Source organism: Nocardia asteroides (assembly GCA_019930625.1).
GTDB classification, from domain to species: Bacteria; Actinomycetota; Actinomycetes; order Mycobacteriales; family Mycobacteriaceae; genus Nocardia; species Nocardia sputi.
Genome location: CP082844.1, coordinates 132,114 through 154,509 on the forward strand (window position 1 = coordinate 132,114; position 22,396 = coordinate 154,509).

The following is a 22,396-nucleotide window of genomic DNA, read 5'->3' on the forward strand; positions in this document are numbered from 1 at the left end:
GGGCATGCAGAAAAGAACACAGCATGACCGAGTCAGGGCCCGGAGGAGGCAGCCAGCGTAACCACGCAGGGCCCCTCGGGCATGCACGAATCGACACAGCATGACCGAGTCAGGGCCCGGAGGAGACACCATGACCGAAACCATTCGACGCGAACGCCATCTCGGCATCAGCGATTTCGACACCCTCGCCGCGCTGGAGTCCGAGGCGATCCACATCTTCCGTGAGGTGGCGGGCGAGTTCGAGCGGCCGGTGATCCTGTTCTCCGGCGGCAAGGACTCCACCGTGCTGCTGCATCTGGCGCTCAAGGCGTTCTGGCCCGCTCCGCTGCCGTTCGCGCTGCTGCACGTGGACACCGGGCACAACCTGCCCGAAGTGCTCGAGTTCCGGGACAAGGTCGTCGAGCGCTACGGCTTGCGCCTGCACGTGGCGAAGGTAGAGGACTACCTGGCCGACGGCAGGCTCACCGAGCGCCCCGACGGGATCCGCAACCCGCTGCAGACCGTCCCCCTCCTGGACGCGATCAGCGAGCACCGTTTCGACGCCGTGTTCGGCGGTGGCCGCCGCGACGAGGAGCGCTCGCGCGCCAAGGAGCGGATCTTCTCGCTGCGCAACGCGTTCGGCCAGTGGGATCCGAAGCGGCAGCGCCCCGAGCTGTGGAACCTGTACAACGGACGCCACGCGCCGGGCGAGCACGTGCGCGTGTTCCCGCTGAGCAACTGGACCGAACTGGACATCTGGCGCTACATCGCGCGCGAGGACATCGATCTGGCGAGCATCTACTACGCGCACGAGCGTCCGGTGTACCTGCGCGACGGCATGTGGATGACGCCCGGCGTGTGGGGCGGCCCGCGCGACGGCGAAGTGCTGGAGACCCGGTCGGTGCGCTACCGCACCGTGGGCGACGGGTCCTCCACCGGCGCCATTCTTTCCGACGCGGCCGACAACGAGGCGATCCTCGCCGAGGTCGCCGCGTCCCGACTGACCGAACGTGGCGCGACCCGTGGTGACGACCGGGTTTCCGAAGCCGCGATGGAAGACCGCAAGCGAGAGGGTTATTTCTGACATGTCCGACCTATTGAGGCTGGCCACCGCCGGTTCTGTCGACGACGGCAAGTCCACTCTGGTCGGACGCCTGCTCTACGACACGAAATCCGTTCTGGCCGACCAGATCGACGCCGTCACCCGAGCGTCGGTGGACAAAGGTCTGGCCACACCGGATCTGTCGCTGCTCGTGGACGGGCTGCGCGCGGAACGTGAACAGGGCATCACCATCGATGTCGCCTACCGGTACTTCGCCACTCCGCGCCGCTCTTTCGTGCTCGCGGACACCCCCGGGCACGTGCAATACACCCGCAACACCGTGTCCGGCGCGTCCACCGCGCAGTTGGTGATCCTGCTCGTCGACGCGCGCAAGGGCGTCATCGAGCAGACCCGCAGGCATGCCGCCGTGCTCGCGCTGCTGGGTGTGCCGAAGCTGGTGCTCGCGGTGAACAAGATCGATCTGGTGGACGACGCCGCCGGCGTGTTCGCCGCGATCTCCGCGGAGTTCAACGAGCTCACCCGCACACTGGGCTGGTCGAGCGAGGACGTGCTGGAGATCCCGGTCTCGGCGCTGCACGGCGACAACATCGCCACCCGCTCGGACAACACCCCCTACTACGACGGCCCCTCGCTCATCGAGCATCTGGAATCGGTGCCGGTCGACGCCGACAGCACCGGCAATCACGCTTTGGGCTTGCGGTTCCCGGTGCAGTACGTGATCCGCCCGCGCACCGCGGAGCACCCGGACTACCGCGGCTACGCAGGGCAGATCGCCGCGGGCGCGGTCGCTCCGGGCGACGAGGTCGTGGTGCTGCCTTCGGGCATCCGTACGACCGTGGAGCGGATCGACACCCCCGACGGCGAGCTCGCGGTGGCGCAGGCCGGACGCAGCGTCACGCTCATCCTGGCCGACGATGTCGACATCTCCCGGGGCGACATCATCGCCTCGACCGCCGACGCGCCCGAGCCCGTCGATGCCTTCGACGCCACCGTGTGCTGGCTGGGTGACAAGCCGCTGCGCCCCGGCGCGCGACTGCTGCTCAAGCACGGCACCCGGACCACCCAGGCGATCGTCGGCACGCTGCTGGAGCGTTTCGACGAGCAGCGCCTGGCGGCCGATCCCAACCCGGAGTCGTTGGCACTCAACGACATCGGGCGCATCTCGGTCCGGGTCGCCGAGCCGATCCCGGCCGACGACTACCGGGCGAACCGGCACACCGGCAGTTTCCTGCTGATCGACCCGGCCGGCGGGAATACGCTGGCGGCCGGTCTGGTCGGCGACGTGTTGTCCGCCGTCGAGGTCGGCGCCGGAGCCTGACATGGCTGTGTCGCGAGCTCTTTCCGGCGCCTTGCCGGTCGTGCGCGCGAGCGCACCGGGCCGCTCGGGTTCCGCGACAGCCCGGCTCGGTCGCCCACCGGCGGTACTCGGTGACAGCCCACGGCCGCCCGCGCTGATCGCGGTCGCTCACGGCAGTCGCGATCCACGCTCGGCGGCGACCGTCGCGGAGGCGGTCGCCGCCGTGGCGGCCGCGCGGCCGGATCTCGACGTCCGGACGGCGTTCCTCGATCTCACCGCCCCGTCGGTCGAACAGGTCGTGGCTGCGGTCGCCGCCGAGGGACACACGCACGCGGTGGTTACCCCGCTGTTGCTCGGCAGCGCCTTCCACGCCAGGGTCGACCTGCCCGGCCTGCTGGCCGCGGCCCGCGCCCGTCATCTCGGGCTGCGCCTGACCCAGGCCGACGTGCTCGGCGCGGGCCCCGGGCTGATCGAGGCGTTGCGCGACCGGGTACTCGCCGCCGGTGGCGAGGCCGGGCACCTCTCGGGGGGCCGGCGTCTCGGTGTCGCGGTCGCGGCGGTCGGATCGTCGTCGACCGCCGCCAACACCCGGACCGCCGAAGTCGCCACCCGCCTGCGCGCCCGCACCGGCTGGCACACCGAGATCTGCTTCGCGACCACCGAACCGTCGGTGACCGAGGCGATTTCGCGACTACGCGCCCGCGGCGCGGACCAGGTGCTGATCGCGCCGTGGTTCCTCGCACCGGGACTGCTGACCGATCGCCTGGCCGACGCCGCGCCGCAGGCCATCCACGCGGACGTTCTCGGCGCGCATCCGGCCCTCACCCAGGTCATCTTGGACCGCTATCACGCGGCGATCGCGCAGACCCGCGCGCTTTCTGCCTGACCGGACGTTCTCGGAGAAGTCTTCCGGTCTCGGATGATCGCGGACACGCTTGCTTCCGAATCGTCCGCGCCGACCCACGCGCGCGTCCGACGGACACTGATGCTAGGAACTCGGGATGGCCGAAACGTCTTTCCGCACCACCTCCTGCGCCAGCCACGGACATCCCGAGTTCACCGTCGTGATCACCGAGACGCAGTTGCCGGGCATGGAGAGCTGGCTGCTGTCCTACTTGGAATCCTCTGTGGCGGAGGGCACGCGGTATCACCCCGGTGAGACGATCCGGATCGGCTGGAATCTGGTCCGGGTGCGCGGGCGCGACGACGGCACGCTGGGGCTGGCCGAACGCGCCGATGCGCAGACCTGGGTCGAGCAGGTCGATCGCACGCTGCGCGATGTCTGGTATCAGCGCGAGGTGGCGGCAGGCGTCGGCTTGGCCGAGCGCCTCGACTTTCCGGGCGAGGACCAGCAGGCGATCGTCTCGTCGTGCGGGCTCGAGTCGCCCGTGCTGGTCCTGGCCCGCACCGAGCAGGACGACCCGGAGTTCTCCGGCTGGTCGGTCGAGTGCTTCGAAGACCACGCACACCGCTCGTCGTACTACACCACCCTGCTGGAACTGGCCACCGCCATGCCGTTCGCGGTGCAGTTCTTCGCGCTGCCGGTCTCGACCACGGTGCTGATCGAAAGCCCCGGCATGACCCCGACCGGCACCATCCGCCCGCACATCGTGGACGCGGACGGCGTCGAACTGTCCCCGATCCCGGGCTCCTACCTGGACCACCTGGTCAACGGGACGCCGAGCGGCTAGCGGGTCGGCGCATGCGGTGGTGACGCCACTGGTGCCTTGCGCTACCGGCGGCCGACGCCGTTGCCAACTCACGAGGGCAAGGCACTCGCCTGCGCCGACTCGACGCCATCCAACTCCGAGGGGCTGGCCTGGTCACCTCGCAGATGGGATCGGCGGACGACGGCCCGTAGGGCCATTTCATGCCTCCGCGGCGGCGCGTCCACCACGAGTCGAGCGGTGGCGGCTCAACCGAGCAGGTCGTCGACTATGGCGCGCGCGGTGGCGACGCCCCGCTCGTCACCCAACTGCCGTGCGTTGTGCGCCGCGGCGATGACCGCATCCAATTCGAACGCGACGGCATCGGCGGCGCGGCCGCCGAGATGCCCCTGCTCCTGAGTACGGTGAATCTCCTTCACCAGCCACGCGAGCCAGTCCCGACGGTCTTCGGCGATGGCATCGCGCACCGGTCCCGGCTTGCTGTCGAATTCGGCGAGGGTCGCCACCCGGAAGCACCCGCCGGGGAATGCCGGGTCGGTCACCTGGCCGAACCAGCGCTCGACCAAGGCGCGCAGGCGCGGTAGTCCCGCGGGCTCGCTCAGGCTCGGCGTGATGACCGCGTCGATGAAGACCTGCCGCGCGGATCCGACCGCCGCGAGTTGCAAGCTCTCCTTGCTGCCGAAGAGGGTCGCGATCCCGCTCTTGCTGAGCCCCAGATCCGTGGCCAGTCGGCCGATGCTGATGCCGTTGAGCCCTTCCACGGACGCCACGTCGGCGGCGCGGCGAGCGATCGACGCCCGTGCCCGCGCCCCTTTGGCCAGGCGCTGATCGGTGTCGCGAGGCTGACCGCCTGCGGTGACGGACTTGGTCATACAGGTCATTGTTCCACTCCGCCATTGCACATACGAACGTATGGTCGTACTTTGATTGAACGAACGATCGTGCGTTTTGTTTCCCACTATCCGAAGGACTTCCATGACCGACGCGTCCGTGCGGCTCGACAGCCCGCCGCCCGCGACCGCGGCTACCCGCATCTTGCTGATCGCGTGCGGCGCGGCATTCATCGCTTTTCTCGACCTCTCGGTCGTCAACATCGCCTTCCCCTCGATCGCCCGGGACTACCCCGGCACGGCCACCACCACGCTCACCTGGGTCGTCAGCGGATACGCGGTCGCTTTCGCCGCCCTGCTCACTCCGGCCGGACGTTTCGCCGACGCGCTCGGCCGCCGCAAGCTCTTCCTCGGGGCGCTCGCCGGTTTCGCGGCCACCTCCCTGCTGTGCGGGCTCGCGCCGACGGCGGGCTGGCTCATCGCGGGCCGGGTCCTGCAAGGCGCCACGGCTGCGCTGATGGTGCCGTCCGCCCTCGGCTTGGTGCTCGCCGCAACCCCGCGGGAGAGGATCGGCGCGGCCATCGGAGCATGGTCGGCCGCCGGCGGGTTCGCCGCGGTGGTCGGGCCCGCGCTGGGCGGCGCGCTGGTCGAAGGGTTCGACTGGCGAGCGATCTTCGTGATCAACGTGCCGGTGGCCGTCCTGCTCATCGCGGCGGCGACGCGCATCCCGGCACCGACCGGCCGCCCCTCGGGGGGCGCGCTGCCGGATCCGGTCGGCACCGTCGCGGTGGCGGCCGGCCTGGGCGGCCTGGTCGCGGGCGTCACCGAAGGGCAACGCTGGGGCTGGACCTCGGCGGGGACGCTGACCGCGCTGATCGGCGGTGGACTCCTGGTCCTCGCCACCCTCGCACGTTCGGCCCGCCACCACCATCCCGCGATCGCGGTGGAACTCTGGCGCAGCAAGTCGTACGCGCTGGCCAACGCGACCTCGTTCGTCTTCGGGGCCGCCATGTTCGCCTGGCTGCTGTCGGGACCGCTGTTCCTCGACGCGATCTGGGGCTACTCGGTGCTCGGCTCCGCGGGGGCGATGACCATCGGGGCGGTGGCTTCGATGGTGACGGCGACGGTCGCCGGCCGAGTCGGCTCGCTCACAGCCAGGCGATGGCTCGGCGTGCTCGGCGCCTCGATGTTCGTCGCGTGCGCCGTGTGGATGAGCACGGGCGCCTTCGGTTCCACTCCAGCCCTGTGGTCGGCGTGGGTTCCGGCCGGCGTGCTCGGCGGTGGCGGCATCGGCTTCGTGGTCACCGTGCTCGGCACCGCGGCCGCGAGTTCCCTTCCGCCGCAGCAGTTCGCCGCCGGAACCGGCATGAATCTGACGGCGCGGCAAGTGGGCGGCGCACTCGGCGTGGCGGTGCTCGCGGCCGTGTTCGCCGCTCATCCGGACGATTCGCTCGGCGCGTTCCACATTCTCTTCGCCGTGTGCGCCGGCATCGCGGCCGTGGCCGCCTGCCTGGCGGCCCTCCCGACGAGCACTCCGTCCCCGTCCACCGACAACTAGGAAATTTCATGAGCGACAACGACATTCGCACCGAAGCCAATGATCCACTGCTGCTGCCCCTCGCCGAGCAGCGACGCCTGCTCGCCGACGCACCGTGGCAGCGCTACGCGGTGCTCGGCGACTCCATCGCGCAGGGCGTCGGCGACCCGAGCCCGGGATACGACCCCAGAGGCTGGGCCGACCGCGTCGCAGCCGTGCTCGCCGAGGCTCGCCCAGGTCTGGCCTACCTGAATACCGGCCGGATCGGCGCCACCTCCGACCAGGTCCTGGCCGAACAGTTGCCCGCCGTGCTCGAGTTCCGGCCCGACCTCGTCCACCTCACCTGCGGAGGCAACGATTTGTTCCTGGCGGGCGGCGATCTCACCCAGCTGCGGACGAACCTGGACACGCTGTTCGGCACACTGGCCCGCACCGGGGCCCAGGTCGTCACCTTCACCCTGGCCGACGTCTGGGAAGTCGAGCGCATGGCCCCCATGCGCCCGATGCGCGATCGGATGGCCGCGCTCAACGATCTGGTCCGCGAGCTGGCCGCCCGCTACGACGCGCTGCTGCTCGAACTCTGGGATCACCCGCTGCGCCTGCGCGAGGATCTGATGAGCGCCGACCTCATCCACTTCAGCATGAGCGGGCACGCCGTCCTCGCCTCGGACATGGTGCGCATGTTGGCCGGTCACGTTCTGGCGCCGCGCTGACCCGGATGGACGGGTGAAGGCAGTGGCCGACTGCCCCACCACGTTCCGAGCAGCGGTCGCCCGAGCAGGGTCGTCACATGCCGGGCCGCCCGTCCTTCGCGTAGCGGTCGAGTAGTTCGGCGCCGAGGCGGGCGAGTTCTTCCCGGACCTCGGGAGGACCGAGGACCTCGATCGAGGCGCCCCAGCCGGCCAACTGCTGGGCGAGCATCCAGGCGGTCGGGGCGGTGACGCGGACCTGAACGCGTCCGTCGGCGACCGGGCCGTCCACCACGCAGTTCCTACCCTGCTGGTCACGCAGGACGGGCAAGAGGCGTTCGGAGATCAACACCGTGGCGGCGGTGGTCGCGCGCCGCTGCTCCATCTCCTCGACCACCTGCGCCCAAGCGGTGGGGAGATCGAAATCGTCCGGGCGATGGGCCGGTTCGTCGGTGAGGGAGGCTTCGGAGATCCGGTCCACGCGGAACGTCCGCTGCCCCCGCTCGGTTCCGGCGATCAAATACCAGACGGCGTCCTTGTCGGCCAGGCCCCACGGGTCGACGATGCGCTCGGACCGCTCGCCGGTCCGGTTCGCATAGCGCAGCCGGACCTTGTTGCGCTGCACGACCGCCCGTTGCAGCAGCGCCACCACCGGCGGCAGCTCGCGGTCGGTCGCACCCCAGCGCGCCGGGTCGATCACCACGGCGTCGGCGGCCGCCTGCGCGTCGTCCCGGAACGTCTGCGGTAGCGCGCGGACCAGTTTGCGCAGCGCGGACTTGGCCTCCGGCACCGCCCCCGCGGAGGGACCGGCCAGAAGGAACAACGCCCGCGCCTCCCCCGCCGTCAGACCGCTCAGATCCGTGCGCGCACCTCCCACCAGCGACCATCCGCCGCCCCGCCCCGGCTGCGGATACACCGGCACCCCGGCGGCGGAGAGCGCTTCCAGGTCCCGGCGCGCGGTCGCGACCGAGGTCTCGAGTTCCGCCGCCACCTGCGCGGCCGTCACGCGGCCTCGGTTCTGCATCATCAGCAGGATCGCCACCAACCTGTCCGCTCGCATATGCCTAATTCTGCCGGTAAAAGTGCTCATTCGGTGCGCACTTTGAATCGGATGATGGTTCTACACACAAGAACCACACCGAAGGAGAATCACCATGCTGCGCGGAATGGCGACGAGCACCTTTTACGCCGACGACCTCGAGGCCGCCAAGGACTGGTATACCGAGTTCTTCGGCGTCGAGCCGTACTACCACGTCCCCAACGGCTACTACGAGTTCCGCATCGGCGACTACCAGCACGAATTCGGCCTCGTGAACCGCGCCTACGCCCCGGAGGGCGCCCGGAACGCACCCGGCGGCGCGATCGTCAACTGGCACGTCGACGACTTGCAGGCGACGTTCGACCGGCTGCTGGAACTCGGCGCGACCGTCTATGACCCGATCACCCCACGCGGGAACGACGGGAGTTTCGTCACCGCCGCGGTGGTCGACCCGTTCGGCAACGTCCTCGGCCTCATGTCGAATCCGCACTACCTCGAGGTCCTCGGCAAGACCGGTCCGGCGTAGATCACGACGGTGACGGCGTGGCGGCGACGACCGGGGTCGTCTCGTCACGCCGGGCGGACCGTCGAGTACCAGCTCACGAGGCACGGTGCCGCACCCCGGCGGCGGATTCTCTCGCTACCGGCACGGGCCCGAAGCGGCGGGACGACAGCGGCCGCACGAGGTGTGCGGGGTGCGGGCGCGCCAACGGTATCTCGGACTCGATCAGCGGGTCAGGAACGGAACCAGCGCTCCAGCACGGTGGCGACGCCGTCGTCCAGAACGTGGCCGGTCACTTCATCGGCGAGATCGCGAACATCCGAGGGCGCGTTGGCCATCGCGACCGAATGGGCTGCCCAGCGCAGCATTTCCCGGTCGTTGTAGCCGTCACCGATGGCCAGCGTCGCCTCGTCCGGGACACCGAGGGCGATGCGCAGCTGTTCCAGCGCCCATCCCTTGGAGACCCCCTGCCGGGAAACGGTGAGCCACGGCCCGAACTCGCCGTGCACCCAGCTCGCACCCGGCACGCGCAAGGAGCGCAGCGCGCGCAGCATCTCCTCGAGCGAACCGTCCGGCAACCAACCGTTCAGTCGCGGGGTGGGTTCGCTGCACAGCACGTGGTGGTCGACGAGCAGGTACTCCCCGAGAGAGTATTCACCCGGGCCGGCCCCGGTGGCCCAGGTGCCGATGCCGACCTTCTCCACGGCGAAGATCATCGCCGGGAAGAGCGCGCGCAACGCGGTGATCGCGGGCGCGGGATCGAACGCCTGGATCGCGACCGGCTCGCCCCGTGCCACGTCGATGTGCACGGCGCCGTTCGAGCACAACGCATGCCCTTCGCGCAGACCGAGTTCGGTGAGCACCGAACGTGTGGTCAGCACCGTGCGGCCGGTGGTCACCACGACGTGTGCGCCCGCCGCTACGGCCGCGCGCACCGCCGCCACGACGCGCGCACTGATCGGTGTCCCCGTGTCCAGCAGCGTCCCGTCCACGTCCAGCGCTATCAGCTGGGGGCCCCCGGATGCCATCAACCTATTGTGCCTGGGCTCCGGGCCGCCCGTTAGCAAATCCGACGCGTCGAGATCCGCTCGCGCGAGGACCATTTCGTCGTCGTGCACATCACCGCTACCGGCCGCGGGCTCCGCCTCCCGCGCCACCGGCCGACGATCCGCCTGTCGATGATCCCCCGACCGAGCCCGAACGGCTCGACGAACCGCCGGATGACGAAGCGCCCGAGGAGTTCCCGCCCGGACGACCACCCGCGGACGACGCTCCACCCGGACGTCCGCCCGACGCGGATCCGCCTGTCGAGGACGATCCACCCGTCGAGGATCCACCAGCCGATCCGGCTTGTGACGAACCGTTCGCGGGACCGGTGGACCCGCCCGAGGACGAATTGTGCGTCGCGGAATTCCCGGCCGATCCGCCCGAGGACGACCCACCCGACGACGAGTCGCCGGACGATCCGTGCGCGCCGGTCGATGCGTCCTCACCTGCGGAGTGGCCGCCGGAAGCAGTTCCGCCGGATGCTGTCGCATCGGAGTCGCCGGAGGACTCACCGGTCGACCCGCCTGCGGACGATGAAGCACCTGACGAACTCGTCGCGGAGGAGTCACCATGGGCGCCCGTGCCGGAACCCTGCGTGCCGGATGTTCCGGTGGATGCGCCGCCCACCGAATTTCCCGCAGTCGTCCCGCCGGACGCCGCCGGTGCCGAACCATTCTGCGGTGCGGGAGCAGTCGAGCCCGGTGATCCCACGGGCGGCGTCACGGTGCCTGGAGCCGGGATCTGCCCCGAGGCAGGCGGCAGACCCGCTCCGGGCGTCTGCCCCGGCACACCCGGCTGACCGGCTGCCGGAGGCTGCCCGGGGACAGGCGGTTGCCCGGCAGCCGGGGGCTGCCCGGGAGCAGGCGGTTGCGCGATATCCCCGGGTACGGGACTGACGACCGGGGCGAACGGAAGCGGATTCACGAAGTAGGCCGGATCACCGTATCCCCGGTAGCGCAAGCCGTTCGGGGCGCAGCACTTCCACGGGGCACGATGTGTGCCGAGCTGCGACTCGGCCAGCGAAGGACCATGGCCGGCGCTGCGGGGAGCCGGCGTGATGAATCGCGTGTAGGCGGAGGGCTGCTGCGACAGCAACGACGGCAGCGCCCGGCTCGAGTTCCACGCGGTCGGCGCGGCCATCCGGGACCAAGCCTCGGCGAGGCGCTCGCTCCCGACGTCGACCAGCAGACTGTCCCCCGGCATCCCGAGTTCCGGAAGACGCTCGAGCATCGGCGACAGCTCGGGAACCGTCGGTCCGCCGAAGACCGTGACCGCCGACATCGCGACCGCCGATACCACCGCGGCGCTGGAGAACACCGCCACGCGAGGCGCGCTGGACCGGCCGTCCGACGCGCCGAGCGCCATGGTGCGGGCCGCCATGAGGGCGGCGCCCGCGGCGACCGTCTGTCCGGGGTCGGCCGAGATCACCACGGGCCGACCGAGTTCGGCGAGCGTCCTGGCGACTTCGGCGGGGCGTGCGGCCCCGCCCACCAGCAGGATCCGGCCGATGTCGGAGAGCGTGATGCCCGCCTCCCGCACACATTCACGGACCAATTGGAGCGAGTCCTGCACGTGCGCGACACGCAGTCCGTCGATGTCGACGATGGACGTCATCGACAGTCCCGCGGATTCGGCAGGCACGTCGGGGGCGTACCGCGCGATCATCGACCCCAGCGGACGCCCGCCGAAGTCATAGGAGCGCACCGGCTTTCCGATCATCGGATGGTTGTCCCAGTCCGGGCCGACGCGCACGATGCTCACGTCGAGGCTGGTGCCGCCGAGGTCGTAGACCAGGACGAAGCTGGTCTCGAGCGGACCCTGCTGGTGTTCCAGCCATTCCGCGGCCGCGACGGGCTCGGGCACCAGGAGCACGTCGCCCGCCCCGGATAGGTCCAGCGCCTGTCGCAGCAGCGCGACCTGCTTGTCGGAATACATCGCGGGGTAGGTGGTCACGACGCCCGCTTCGGACGCACCCGGCTCCACCGCCCGCAGCTCGTTGACGACCGCGGCGACGAGATTCGCCGGTGACCATATGCGGCCGCCGACGACCACCGCTTCCGGGTCGCGGCCCAGGTCGGCGAAATCCGTGACCGCCATGCTGAATTGCGCGATCCCGCCGAGGCGCAGTCCACCGGCGCTGTCGAAGGTCACCGCGGTGCGCCGAGACCGCGCCGCCGGCCGTGGTAGTTCCGCGGCGACCGAAGCCGTCACGGAGTTCACCGCACCGATGCTGAAACCCAGACCTGTAGTCATTCGCTATCCCGTCAACGCACCGTGACCACGTCCATCACATGGCGTTCCCCTGTGGCCGCGGTCGTCTTCCAAACAGCCACCACAGGTTAGCTGTTTCGAGTCCTCGGAGATGCACAATTGATATGGAATGTTCCCCGAGAGCCATCATCGCCCGAAATGCCAGGTAAATACCAGGCAACTCAGGCGCCCAGCCCACTCGACGCCGTCGATATGACTGCCGTTCCAGCGATTCCGCTACCGTGCAGCGATCTCGATAACGGTGGGATGATCCAACCGAAAGACGGTTTAGGGGGCACCGAACCCCACCATGCGATAGACACCGACCAGTCGGTAACCAGTTCATTGCTCTTACTGCGGGATTGCCGCGCGTCAACCTCGTCGACAATCCATTGACACGTCAACTAGACGTCCGATTTCTGCCAGCGCCGCTGTTGGCGTCCGGCTTGACTGGGCAGTGGCTCCCACCACGAAGGTGAGATCGCCACAGCGAGCAGAGAGGGAAATCGAACGATGGCAACACGATTCGCGCAGCAGGTCGTACTGATCACCGGCGCGACTTCGGGCGTGGGCAAGGCGGTGGCGCTGCGCGTCGCGAGCGAAGGCGCCGCGGTCGTGCTGGGCGCCCGTGGCAAGGAGGCGGGCGAGCAGGTGGCCGCCGACATCCGCGCGGCAGGCGGCCGGGCACTGTTCGTGCCGACCGATGTCACAGTCGAACAGGACCTCGCCCGGCTGACCGACGCCGCGCTGTCGGAATTCGGCCGCCTCGACGCGGCATTCAACAACGCGGGCGCGGTGAACGCCTTCGGTCCGGTCGCGCAGATCGACGAAGCCGGCTGGCGCGCCGATCTGGAGCTCAATCTCACCAGCGTGTTCTACGGCCTGCGGCAGCAGGTTCCCGCGCTGGCGGCCTCCGGCGGCGGCGCGATCCTGAACAACGCGTCGAATCTCGGGGTGGTCGGCATGGGCTCGGTGGCGCCGTACGTGGCCGCCAAACACGGGGTGGTCGGCTTGACTCGCGCCGTGGCGCTCGAAGCCGCCGATCAAGGCGTGCGGGTCAACGCATTGGTGTCGGGAGCAGTCGACACCCCGGCTTTCCGGAACTCGATGGGCGCGACGCCGGAAGGCGAGGCCGCCATCGCCGCCCTGCACCCGATAGGCCGCATCGCGGCGCCGGAGGAGATCGCCTCGTTCTGCGCCTACCTGCTCAGCGCCGAAGCGAGTTTCGTCACCGGCGCCGCGCTGGCCATCGACGGTGGTTTCACCGCGCGGTGACCTCCGGCCCAACGGGGGTCGGTCAGGCGCGGGCCAGCAAGCGGCGGACCCGGCCGGGGCGAGCTTCCACAGCTCCCCCGGCACGGACCGCGGGCTGACGCAGCCGCACCAGCCGGTCGAACTCCGCGGCGGTACCGGCGGGTTCGGGCAGGCGGCCCGCGTTGAAGTCCGCGGCCAGCTGCCGCACCGTCTCCTGGGCACACGATTTGTTGGTGCCGATGAAACCGGTGGGCCCGCGCTTGATCCAGCCGGTCACGTAGGTGCCGGTGACCACCGCCGCGCCCGCGCGCTCCAGCACGCGGCCGTGCTCGTTCGGGATCACCGCGGCCTGCTCGTCGAACGGCAGACCCGGCACCGCGACGCCGCGGTAGCCGACCGAGGTGAGCACCAAGCCCGCGTCGAGGCGCTCGGTCTCCCCCGTCGCGACGGCGCGAACGCGGCCATCGGGATCGGTCACCAGTTCGGTGCGGCCGATCTCGAGGCCGGTCACCCGATCGGTCCCGAGGATCTCGGTGGGCGCGGCGAGATAGCGGAACACGACGTGCTTGCGCTCGCCGACCGGCCGGGTGCGCACGCTGTGCAGCAGCCGCAGCTTCTGCTCGACGTGGAAGGGCAGTTCCGCACCGAGTTCGGGCAGCTCGCCCTCGACCACGATGTCCACATCGCATCCGAGCAGGCCGACGAATTCCGGCACGGTGAAAGCCGATTCGAGCGGGCCGCGCCGACCGAGCACGACCACTTCCTCGATCTCGCTCTCCCGCAACGCCCGCAACGCGGACGGCGCGATATCGGTGCCTGCCAGCGTCGCGGGGTCGCTGGTGAGGACGCGCGCGACGTCGAGCGCGACGTTGCCGTTGCCGACGATCACGGCCCGCCGAGCGGAAAGGTCGAAGGAACGGTCCACGTGATCGGGATGACCGTTGTACCAGGCGACGAAATCGGTGGCCGACACAGTGCCCGCCAGGCCCTCACCCGGGATGCCGAGCTTGCGATCCGAGGACGCGCCGACCGCGTAGATCACGGCGTGGAAATGGTCGAGCAACTCGGCGTGTGAGATGTGCGCGCCGATATCGACGTTCAGGTATGAACCGAACCCCGGCTGCGCCGAGATGACGTCGAACAGCTCGCCGACCTTGCGCGTCTTGTCGTGGTCCGGTGCGACACCGTGCCTGGCCAGACCGTAGGGCACCGGCAGCCGGTCGAACACGGTCACCGACACCTCGGGTTGGGTCAGCAGTTCGTCCGCGGCGTACATCGCCGACGGCCCCGACCCCACGATCGCCACCCGCAGCGGCGTGCGCTCGGTGTGGATCCGCGCCGCGGGCACCGGTCGCGCCAGCAGGGGACGCGGCCGGGACTGCCGGTAGAAATCGGCGTTGATCTCGATGAACGGCTTCTGCTCGGCGGTCAGCTTCTTCGCTGACACGATGGCGTCGACCGGGCACGCGGTGGCGCATGCGCCACAGTCCACGCACGCCTTCGGGTCGACGTACAGCATCTCCGCCGTCCGGAAGTCCGGCTCGTCGGGCGTGGGATGGATGCAGTTGACCGGGCAGGCGTACACGCAGGACGCGTCGCTACAGCAGGATTGGGTGACGACGTACGGCATACCGGCTCAGGCGACCTTGCTCGCGGCGCGCAGCGGTTCCGACCGGTACCGGGTGCTGGGACCGTCGATCCCCAGCGCCTTCCAGACCGTCTTGGCGACCGGGTTCATCAGCCCGATGTCCTTGGCCAAGGCGCGTACGTCACAGAAGTAGTCGCTGAAGACCTGCTTGGCCTCCTTCGAGCCGTAGAACAGCTCCTTGCGCACCTTGTCCGGAATGTCGAACTCGGAGAAGAACGACCGCGGCGGGGTGACGATCGCGCGACCGAGGATCCACATGACGATCGGCATGGCCAGCGAGAGGATGAACTTCTGCGCGGGCTTCGCGTGCGGCACATGGTTCTTCAGGAACTCGTGCGCGAAGGAGATGTGCCGCGCCTCTTCGGCGACGTGAATGGCCATCACACCGCGCATGATCGGGTGCACGTCTTCGCCGGAGCGCAGGATCTGCTTCTGGATGTGGTCGATCGGCTCCTCACCGGCCAGCACGGCCATGAAGAACAGGTTCGGGAACCAGGCCGCCACGGGCGCGCCCAGGTACTTGAACTTGCTGACCAGGGGGCCCATGCCGGGCACATCCAGCCCGATCCGGTTGACCATCTCCTGGAACATCAGGGTGTGGTTGTGCTCCTCGATCATCTCGTGGGAGCAGTAGCGGAACTCCGGCGAACCGTTCGGCAGGCCGAAGTTGTGGATGACCATGCCGCTGATCAAGATCGACTCGAACTGCAGGCCGACCTTGGCGATGTTCGCCTGCCGGTACTTGCCGACGGCGATCTTCTCCTCGTTCGAGAGCGCTTGGTACCAGGGATGGCGCGCCACGGTGTCGGCGGACACGGGCAGGATCCAGCGCTCCTCACCGGCGTCGGCGGCGAAGTCGGGATTATCCCAGTCGATGTCCTCGAACGGGTCGAAGTGCTTGTTGACCGATCCCTCGGAGAGCAGCAGCAGCTTCGCGGCATACTCCTGCGCCTTCTCCAGATCGGGATCGACTGCGGGTGTCACGGCTGCGGACATCGTCGTCACTGCCTCTCCTCGATGGAACCGTTAACTGTATCCCATAGTTACACCAACGGAGAGTCACGTCAACCCAGCAGTTGCTAGGGGCCGCCCGGCGATGCGCGCCCTCATCACGCGCACCGCCGGACGGCCCTGTTCCATCGCGGACGTATCGGGTGCCTAACTCACCAGCACCCCGTCACCGGCCGCCAAGATCGAGGTGCCGAAACCGAAGACCGCCGACACACCCGTGACGACAACCGCCCGACCCAGCCGCCGCCTGGTCCGGCGCGACAGCACGAGGGCGCGGGTGGTGGCTCGGCGACGGGCCCGGCGACGCCTGACGCGGCGCTGCTCGGCCGCCACCTCGGCCGCGACCGCCGCCCTCCGGCCGATGATCGCGGCGCCGTCGGCCGTGGTCCGCTCGGGGTCCGCGGCGATGATCACCGGCCTGGCCAACTCCTCGGCGAGGACCTCGGCCACCTCCGCCGGTCGCGCGGCGCCGCCGACGACCAGGACGCAGTCGACGTCGGCCATGGTGACGTCCGCCACCCGCAGACAGCGATAGACGAGTTCGAGCGACGCCCGGACATGACGCGCGCGCAACTGCCCGGCGATCGTGTCGGCGACCGACTCCGAGACCGAAGACAGGCCCGCTCCGGCGTGCTCGGCGATCAATGCGCCGAACGCGCGTCCACCGAATTCCGTCGATCGCAGCGGCACGCCGACGATCGGATTGTGCGGGCACCCCGCGCCCACCCGGACCAAGGTGACGTCGAGCCCGGCGCCGCCGAGATCGTAGACCAGCGTGAGACCCGGCATCAGCGGGCCGCGGTCGGCCTCCAGCCAGGCCGCCGCCGCGACGGGCTCGGCGACCAGCGCGACCCGCTGTAGCTCGACACCGTCGAGCGCAGCACGCAGCGCGTCCACCTGTTCGTCGGCATAGCGGGCGGGATAGGTCAGCGCGATGCCCAGCCCCGCGCCGTCGACTGGATGATCTTGCTGCACCTCGGCGACCAGGCATTTGGCCACCGTGGCGACCAGGTCCGCCGGTGCGAGCGCACGGTTGCCCACCCGCGCCCACGTGCTGGAACGTTGCGTCAGGTCGGCGAATTCGGTGACCGCGCGACCGTGCCGGGGAATCATGCCGACCCTGGCCACGCCGGTGCTGTCGAAGGTCAGCGTGGTCGGCCGCGTGATGGTCTGCGCGCGCTGCGATTTGCGGCGCCCCGGCGGAGCCTTGGCCGAACCTTCCTCCGCCAGAACGGAAACCGTGTTCACCGTACCGATGCTCAACCCGAGACCAACCGCCATCGCAATCCACCCGATCGCCGTGCCGATTTGCTTCGAACGTTGTCCAGGCAACCACTCCGCGATCTTCGTGCCAAGACCGGACAACCAGTTGTCCGCAAGCCGCCTGTGCGCGGCCGCACCGTTTCCGCGATCGGCGACGCGCTCACCTGGCACACCAGCACTACACATGCCGTCCAGTCGGATTTCCTTGCGACACGCCAGGATCGACCATGCCCGGTAGAAGTTTGCCGGTTTTCGGCCGCCGCCTCGGTCCTCGGACAGCGATACCACTCCACGTGGGGAGATGCCGCTGGGCGAATTAACACCTCGCAGTGCGGGCGATTAACTACGCGAGCGAGTCGACTGCCGGACCGGCTCCGGCACCGGCACCGGCACGGCATGAACGCCATCGCACCCCGCCGCCCGAGACGGCCTTTCGCCGTCTCGCTCTGCACCCGCCTACGCATCCGCCGAGCGAGGGCCACCAGCGAAATGTCCGAAGTTCAGCAACTTGTCAGCGCCACATTTCCCCGCGCCGCCCGGGATACTGCCGAGTTCCTCGACCGGCTAGTGCGTGGGCAGTTCCGGGATCCGGGTGGCGCGAACGTAGACCGTCTCACCGTCGGAAAGCCGCAGCGCTTCCGCGTCGCCACGAGTGACCTGCGCGGAGAACAGGTCACCGGTCGCGGCGTTGCGCAATTCCACACGCACCTCGAAACCGAGATGGACGACGCGCTCGACCGTCGCCCTGGTGACACCAGCGGAGTCCGCGGTGCCCTCGTGCTCGGCGAGCGCCATGCTGGGATCGCGGCCGACGCGAATGTCGTGCGGCCTGACCAGATGTCCGTTGAGCCGGGCCACCGCGCCGAGGAACGACATGACGAAGTCGTTGGCGGGACGGTCGTACACGTCCTCCGGTGTGCCGATCTGCTCGATGCGCCCCTTGTTCATCACAGCGATCCGGTCGGCGACGTCGAGAGCCTCCTCTTGGTCGTGGGTGACCAGCACGGTGGTCACATGGACCTCCTCGTGCAGCCGGCGCAGCCAGGTGCGCAGGTCGGCACGAACCTTGGCGTCCAACGCCCCGAACGGCTCGTCCAGCAACAGCACCTGCGGATCGACGGCGAGCGCGCGGGCCAGCGCCATGCGCTGGCGCTGGCCACCCGACAACTGCGCCGGATAGCGGTGCTGGAAACCGTCCAGTCCCACGATGCCGAGCAATTCGTCGACGCGCTTGCTGATCTCGCTCTTGGGCCGCTTGCGGATCTTCAAGCCGAAGGCCACGTTGTCGCGCACGGTCATGTGCTTGAACGCCGCGTAGTGCTGGAACACGAAGCCGATGTCGCGCTTCTGCGGCGGCACCCGGGTGACATCGCGTCCGGCGATGGTGACCACACCGGAGTCCAGCGATTCCAGTCCGGCGATCGAGCGCAGCAGCGTCGACTTGCCCGAGCCCGAAGGCCCGAGCAGCGCGGTGAGCTCGCCGGAGGGGATGTCGATGGTGACGTCGTCGAGGGCCGCGAACGTGCCGTAGTTCTTGTTCGCGTTGGTCACGGTGATCACTTTGCGTCCCGCTTACGTTCGAGGAGGGTCATCAGCAGAAGGGTGACGAGGGCGATGCCCATCAGCAAGGTCGCGGCGGAGTAGGCGCCGAAGGTGTTGTGGTCGTTGATGTAGCGGCCGTGCACCAGCAGCGTCAGGGTCTGTGACTTGCCCGGCAGCGCGGAGGACACCATGATCACGGCGCCGAACTCGCCGAGCGCGCGGGCCACGGTGAGCACCACGCCATAGGTCAGACCCCACCGGATCGCGGGAAGCGTGATCCGCCAGAACGTCTGCCATTTGGACGCACCCAGGGTGGCCGCGGCCTGCTCCTGGTCGTCGCCGATCTCGTGCAGCACCGGCTCGACCTCGCGCACCACGAACGGCAGTGTGACGAAGATGGTGGCGATCACCATGCCCGGCAGGTTGAAGATGACTTTGAAGCCCACCTCTTCCAAGCCGCCGAACCATCCGCCCGCGCCCCACAGCAGGATCAGCGAGACGCCGACCACCACGGGCGAGACCGCGAACGGCAGATCGACGATGCCCTGGACCAGATTGCGGCCCGGGAATTTTCCGCGGACCAGCGCGAGCGCCGTCACGATGCCGAAGATCACGTTCACCGGTACGACGATCGCCACGATCAGGATGGACAGCTGAAACGCCGAGATCGCCGCGGGCGTGGTGATCGAGTCGACGAACGCGCCGGCGCCCCGCTCGAAGGTGCGCCACAGGATGATGACCAGCGGCAGGACCAGCAGCACGAACAGGTAGCCGAGCGCCACGGTCCGCAACGAGATGCGGGTGGAGGGAGACAGGTTCATCGGGCCGCCTGTTCCTTGCGCGCACTTCGCTCGGCGAGCAGCCGCAGGACCAGCAGCGTCGCGAACGAGATGGCCAGCAGCGCGACCGACACGGCCGCCGCGTTCACCGGCCGGTCGATCTCGATCTGCTTCTGGATGTACTGGGAGGCCATCTCGGTCTTGCGCGGAATCGCGCCGCCGATCAGCACCACCGAACCGTACTCACCGATCGCTCGGGCGAAGGCCAAGCCGCCACCGCTGATGATCGCGGGCGTCAGCGCGGGTAACACGATGGTGCGGAAGGTCGTCCAGTTGTTCGCACCCAGCGACAGGGCGGCCTGCTCGACCTCGCGGTCGGCCTCGATCAGGACCGGCTGCACCGAGCGCACCACGAATGGCAGCGTGACGAACGCCAGCGCTACCACCAGGCCGGGCTGGGTGGCGTTGAGGTGGATGTCGATCGGGCTCTGCGGGCCGTACAGCGAGAGCAGCACGATGCTGGCGACGATGGTCGGCAGCGCGAACGGCAGGTCGATCAGCGCGTTGACCACACTTTTGCCCGGGAACTCGTCGCGGACCAGCACCCAGGCGATCAAGGTGCCCATCACCACGTTGATCAGCGCCACCACGACCGAGACCAGCACGGTGATGCGCAGCGAGTCCAGCGCGGCGGGCGCGGTGACGGCGTCGGCGAAGCCGGACCACCCGTCCTCGAAGCTGGTCACGGTGAGCGCCGCCAGCGGCAGCAGCACGATGATGCTCAGCCACAACACCGCGGTGGCGATGCCGAGCGGGCCGACCGAGCCGGTCACGCGCAGCCAGGACCAGGTGAAACGGCGGTCCGGGCGCGCGGCGGCGGAGACGCCGGGACCGGCTGCCCGCGCGGTCTCGGCGCTACTGCTCTTCATCACAGTCGTCCAGTATCCCGTGTAACGGGGGTCACCCGGTCACTTGGTCGCGTTGTCATAGATCACCGCGACCGAGCCGGTGTTCGCGGTGAACAGATCCTTGTCCACGGTCTTCCAGCCGCCGAGGTCGGCGATCGTCCACAGCTGCTGCGGCTTCGGGAAGTCCTTGGCGTAGTCGGCGGCGACCTTCGGGTCGACCGGACGGAAACCCGCCTCGGCCCAGGCCTTCTGGCCCTCGGGGGTGAACAGGAAGTCGCGGAAGGCGACGGCCTTCTGCTGGTTCTTGCTGTTCTTCAGCACCGCGACCGGGTTCTCGATCTTGAACGTGACCGGCGGGACGATGTGCTCGATCGGATCGCCGTTGCGCTCGGCGAAGATCGCCTCGTTCTCGTAGCTCAGCAGGACGTCACCGGTGCCCTGCAGGAAGGTCTCGGTCGCCTCGCGGCCGGACTTGGGCTGCACCTTCACGTGCTCCTTGGATACCAGCTTGCTCAGGTAGTCCAGGCCCGCCTGCGGGTTCTTGCCGCCGTCGCTCTTGGCCGCGTACGGCGCGAGCAGGTTCCACTTCGCCGAACCGGAGCTGAAGGGGTTCGGGGTGACCACCTCGATGCCCGGCTTCAGCAGGTCATCCCAATCCTTGATGCCCTTCGGGTTGCCCTTGCGCACGACGATGGCGACCACCGATCCGAACGGGATCCCTTTGGTGGCGTCGGCGTTCCAGCTCGCGTCCACCAGGCCCGCGTCGACCAGGCGGGTGATGTCCGGCTCGACCGAGAAGTTGACGACGTCGGCCTCCGCGCCGTCCTTCACCTTGCGGGACTGGTCGCCGGAGGCGCCGTAGGACTGCTGGATCTGGACGCCCTTACCCTGCTCGGTCTTGTTGAACTCGGGGACCACCTTGTCGAAGCCGGGCTTCGGCACGGCATAGGCGTAGAGGTTGAGGGTGCCGCCGCTGCCGTCGGAGTCGCCGCCCCCGACCGTGTCGCTCGCTCCGCCGCCGCACGCGGTTAGCGCGACCGCCGCGAGTGCGGCGAAGGCAACGGCGCTGTAGCGTCGACGCGGCGAAAGCCAGGATTTGCGAGCCATCGGGGTGGACCTTTCTTGCGGACCGCCAGTTGTCCGGTAAAACATCGGTGGCGGCGACAAATGGTGTTGTCAGTAGACCTGCCGGAAAGCGATCCGGCAGTGGCGCGGCTAGCGGCCCGTGAGGGCCGAAGGTGGGGCACATCTGCACAAAGCGCGCCAGTCCACTGGGAAAACGAGACGCGGACGTGCCCGGTCGCCGATCAGCGACAGTAGACGTCCGCGACCGCGAGATCACCGACAGCAATCAACGCCAATTCATGGCGGACCTGCGGGACGGCGCTCGAAGACACGGGCAAACTGTAGCAGAGCGAACGGCCGCGTTCGAATCGAAGAGTGCCAGCAAGAGGGGTGTTTCATCCCATGACCACCGCTCCGGATGGCGTACGCGTCCGGCTCCCGGGGGTCGGTACCTGCGCCTGGGAGCACTGCGCCGACCGCATCGCCCTGGTTACCTCGCGGTCGTTCGCCATGGGGAGACGTGGTGCGGCACACGTCCGGCGACTGCCGCGAACGTTACCCGTCAGCGTGTGATCAACCAGGCGACCACGAGAAGCACGAGCAGAGCGACGAGGGCGAGCTGAACCCGCGAACGAGGCATCAGCGCGCCCCGCTCTGCACGGGTGTGCGGTCCTCGGCGACCTGCTCGGATTCGAGCATCACCGCCGCGCCTGCCGGGGCGGGCCGCACCGGTGCCGCGTGGGCGGCATACCGGCGATCCAGCATGCGCAGTACCGCGCGCAGCACGCGATCGAGCCCGTAGGCGATGGCGAAGCTGATCGGGACCATGCCCACGAGGACCACGAGGAACTGCGGAATGAACGGCAGACCCGCGACCCACAGCTCGAAGCCGTCCCACCATCCTGCGATGCGATGCACGGCTCCAGCCTAGTGGGTTCGCCGGCCGGTCCGCCGCGACCGTCGGCCACGGCGGCGGACTCGGCGAACCGAGCGGTGGACGCGGAGCGCGCATCGGCCCGAAGATGG

The 22,396-nt window shown here is 69.1% G+C and carries 20 protein-coding genes; 8 read left to right on the top strand and 12 right to left on the bottom strand.

The genetic code is table 11. The features are described 5' to 3' along the window. Positions 1–130 precede the first annotated feature (130 nt). From K8O92_00705 to K8O92_00720, 4 genes are all read left to right on the top strand, one after another. The gene (locus tag K8O92_00705; protein ID UAK32600.1) at positions 131–1,063 is read left to right on the top strand and encodes a sulfate adenylyltransferase subunit 2; all 933 of its coding nucleotides are present in this window, start codon (positions 131–133) and stop codon (positions 1,061–1,063) included. 1 nt (position 1,064) lies between these two features. After that, positions 1,065–2,360: a 50S ribosome-binding GTPase gene (locus K8O92_00710; protein ID UAK32601.1), complete on the top strand. Its 1,296-nt coding sequence runs from the start codon at positions 1,065–1,067 to the stop codon at positions 2,358–2,360. Between the two features lies 1 nt (position 2,361). Further along, positions 2,362–3,225, top strand: a complete 864-nt coding sequence (locus tag K8O92_00715) for a sirohydrochlorin chelatase (GenBank protein UAK32602.1) — start codon at positions 2,362–2,364, stop codon at positions 3,223–3,225. Positions 3,226–3,340: 115 nt separating this feature from the next. After that, a complete protein-coding gene (locus K8O92_00720; GenBank protein UAK32603.1) occupies positions 3,341–4,030 on the top strand; it encodes a hypothetical protein in 690 nt (229 codons plus the stop codon). A 224-nt stretch (positions 4,031–4,254) separates the two neighbouring features. Here the strand turns inward: K8O92_00720 and K8O92_00725 are convergent, their stop codons facing one another. Continuing rightward, positions 4,255–4,878 carry a TetR/AcrR family transcriptional regulator gene (locus tag K8O92_00725; GenBank protein ID UAK32604.1) on the bottom strand — a complete coding sequence of 208 codons (624 nt, stop codon included), beginning with the start codon at positions 4,876–4,878 and terminating at the stop codon, positions 4,255–4,257. A gap of 103 nt (positions 4,879–4,981) precedes the next feature. On the opposite strand from K8O92_00725, the gene K8O92_00730 reads away from it, so the two are divergent. Further along, complete coding sequence (locus K8O92_00730; GenBank protein UAK32605.1) at positions 4,982–6,394, top strand: MFS transporter; 1,413 nt, start codon at positions 4,982–4,984, stop codon at positions 6,392–6,394. Between the two features lie 8 nt (positions 6,395–6,402). Beyond that, positions 6,403–7,086: an SGNH/GDSL hydrolase family protein gene (locus tag K8O92_00735; GenBank protein ID UAK32606.1), complete on the top strand. Its 684-nt coding sequence runs from the start codon at positions 6,403–6,405 to the stop codon at positions 7,084–7,086. Between the two features lie 73 nt (positions 7,087–7,159). Here K8O92_00735 and K8O92_00740 read toward each other — a convergent pair whose 3' ends face one another. Continuing rightward, positions 7,160–8,122 (bottom strand): YafY family transcriptional regulator, encoded by a 963-nt coding sequence (locus K8O92_00740; protein UAK32607.1) that lies wholly within the window; start codon positions 8,120–8,122, stop codon positions 7,160–7,162. Between the two features lie 94 nt (positions 8,123–8,216). On the opposite strand from K8O92_00740, the gene K8O92_00745 reads away from it, so the two are divergent. Then, positions 8,217–8,627, top strand: a complete 411-nt coding sequence (locus K8O92_00745; protein UAK32608.1) for a VOC family protein — start codon at positions 8,217–8,219, stop codon at positions 8,625–8,627. A 209-nt stretch (positions 8,628–8,836) separates the two neighbouring features. Here K8O92_00745 and K8O92_00750 read toward each other — a convergent pair whose 3' ends face one another. Beyond that, complete coding sequence (locus K8O92_00750; GenBank protein ID UAK32609.1) at positions 8,837–9,631, bottom strand: Cof-type HAD-IIB family hydrolase; 795 nt, start codon at positions 9,629–9,631, stop codon at positions 8,837–8,839. 97 nt (positions 9,632–9,728) lie between these two features. Further along, positions 9,729–11,903: an Hsp70 family protein gene (locus tag K8O92_00755; protein UAK32610.1), complete on the bottom strand. Its 2,175-nt coding sequence runs from the start codon at positions 11,901–11,903 to the stop codon at positions 9,729–9,731. A gap of 510 nt (positions 11,904–12,413) precedes the next feature. Between K8O92_00755 and K8O92_00760 the strand changes: the two genes are divergently transcribed. Next, positions 12,414–13,175: an SDR family oxidoreductase gene (locus K8O92_00760; GenBank protein ID UAK32611.1), complete on the top strand. Its 762-nt coding sequence runs from the start codon at positions 12,414–12,416 to the stop codon at positions 13,173–13,175. A 22-nt stretch (positions 13,176–13,197) separates the two neighbouring features. Here the strand turns inward: K8O92_00760 and K8O92_00765 are convergent, their stop codons facing one another. The 8 genes from K8O92_00765 to K8O92_00800 all read right to left on the bottom strand — a co-directional run bounded on the left by K8O92_00765 (position 13,198) and on the right by K8O92_00800 (position 22,288). Beyond that, positions 13,198–14,784 (bottom strand): FAD-dependent oxidoreductase, encoded by a 1,587-nt coding sequence (locus K8O92_00765; GenBank protein UAK32612.1) that lies wholly within the window; start codon positions 14,782–14,784, stop codon positions 13,198–13,200. A 6-nt stretch (positions 14,785–14,790) separates the two neighbouring features. Then, positions 14,791–15,798: a diiron oxygenase gene (locus K8O92_00770; protein UAK35354.1), complete on the bottom strand. Its 1,008-nt coding sequence runs from the start codon at positions 15,796–15,798 to the stop codon at positions 14,791–14,793. Between the two features lie 162 nt (positions 15,799–15,960). Continuing rightward, on the bottom strand, positions 15,961–17,094 hold the full coding sequence (locus tag K8O92_00775) for an Hsp70 family protein (GenBank protein ID UAK32613.1): 1,134 nt from the start codon (positions 17,092–17,094) through the stop codon (positions 15,961–15,963). Between the two features lie 546 nt (positions 17,095–17,640). Continuing rightward, positions 17,641–18,636: a sulfate ABC transporter ATP-binding protein gene (locus tag K8O92_00780; GenBank protein UAK32614.1), complete on the bottom strand. Its 996-nt coding sequence runs from the start codon at positions 18,634–18,636 to the stop codon at positions 17,641–17,643. Further along, complete coding sequence (gene cysW, locus K8O92_00785; protein ID UAK32615.1) at positions 18,633–19,439, bottom strand: sulfate ABC transporter permease subunit CysW; 807 nt, start codon at positions 19,437–19,439, stop codon at positions 18,633–18,635. Before cysW ends, K8O92_00780 begins: the two co-directional genes overlap by 4 nt. Beyond that, complete coding sequence (gene cysT / locus K8O92_00790; protein ID UAK35355.1) at positions 19,436–20,236, bottom strand: sulfate ABC transporter permease subunit CysT; 801 nt, start codon at positions 20,234–20,236, stop codon at positions 19,436–19,438. The genes cysW and cysT overlap by 4 nt, the downstream gene beginning before the upstream one ends. A gap of 129 nt (positions 20,237–20,365) precedes the next feature. Further along, on the bottom strand, positions 20,366–21,412 hold the full coding sequence (locus K8O92_00795; protein UAK32616.1) for a sulfate ABC transporter substrate-binding protein: 1,047 nt from the start codon (positions 21,410–21,412) through the stop codon (positions 20,366–20,368). A 597-nt stretch (positions 21,413–22,009) separates the two neighbouring features. Further along, positions 22,010–22,288, bottom strand: coding sequence for a hypothetical protein (locus tag K8O92_00800; protein ID UAK32617.1), 279 nt, complete (start codon positions 22,286–22,288; stop codon positions 22,010–22,012). Positions 22,289–22,396: the final 108 nt, after the last annotated feature.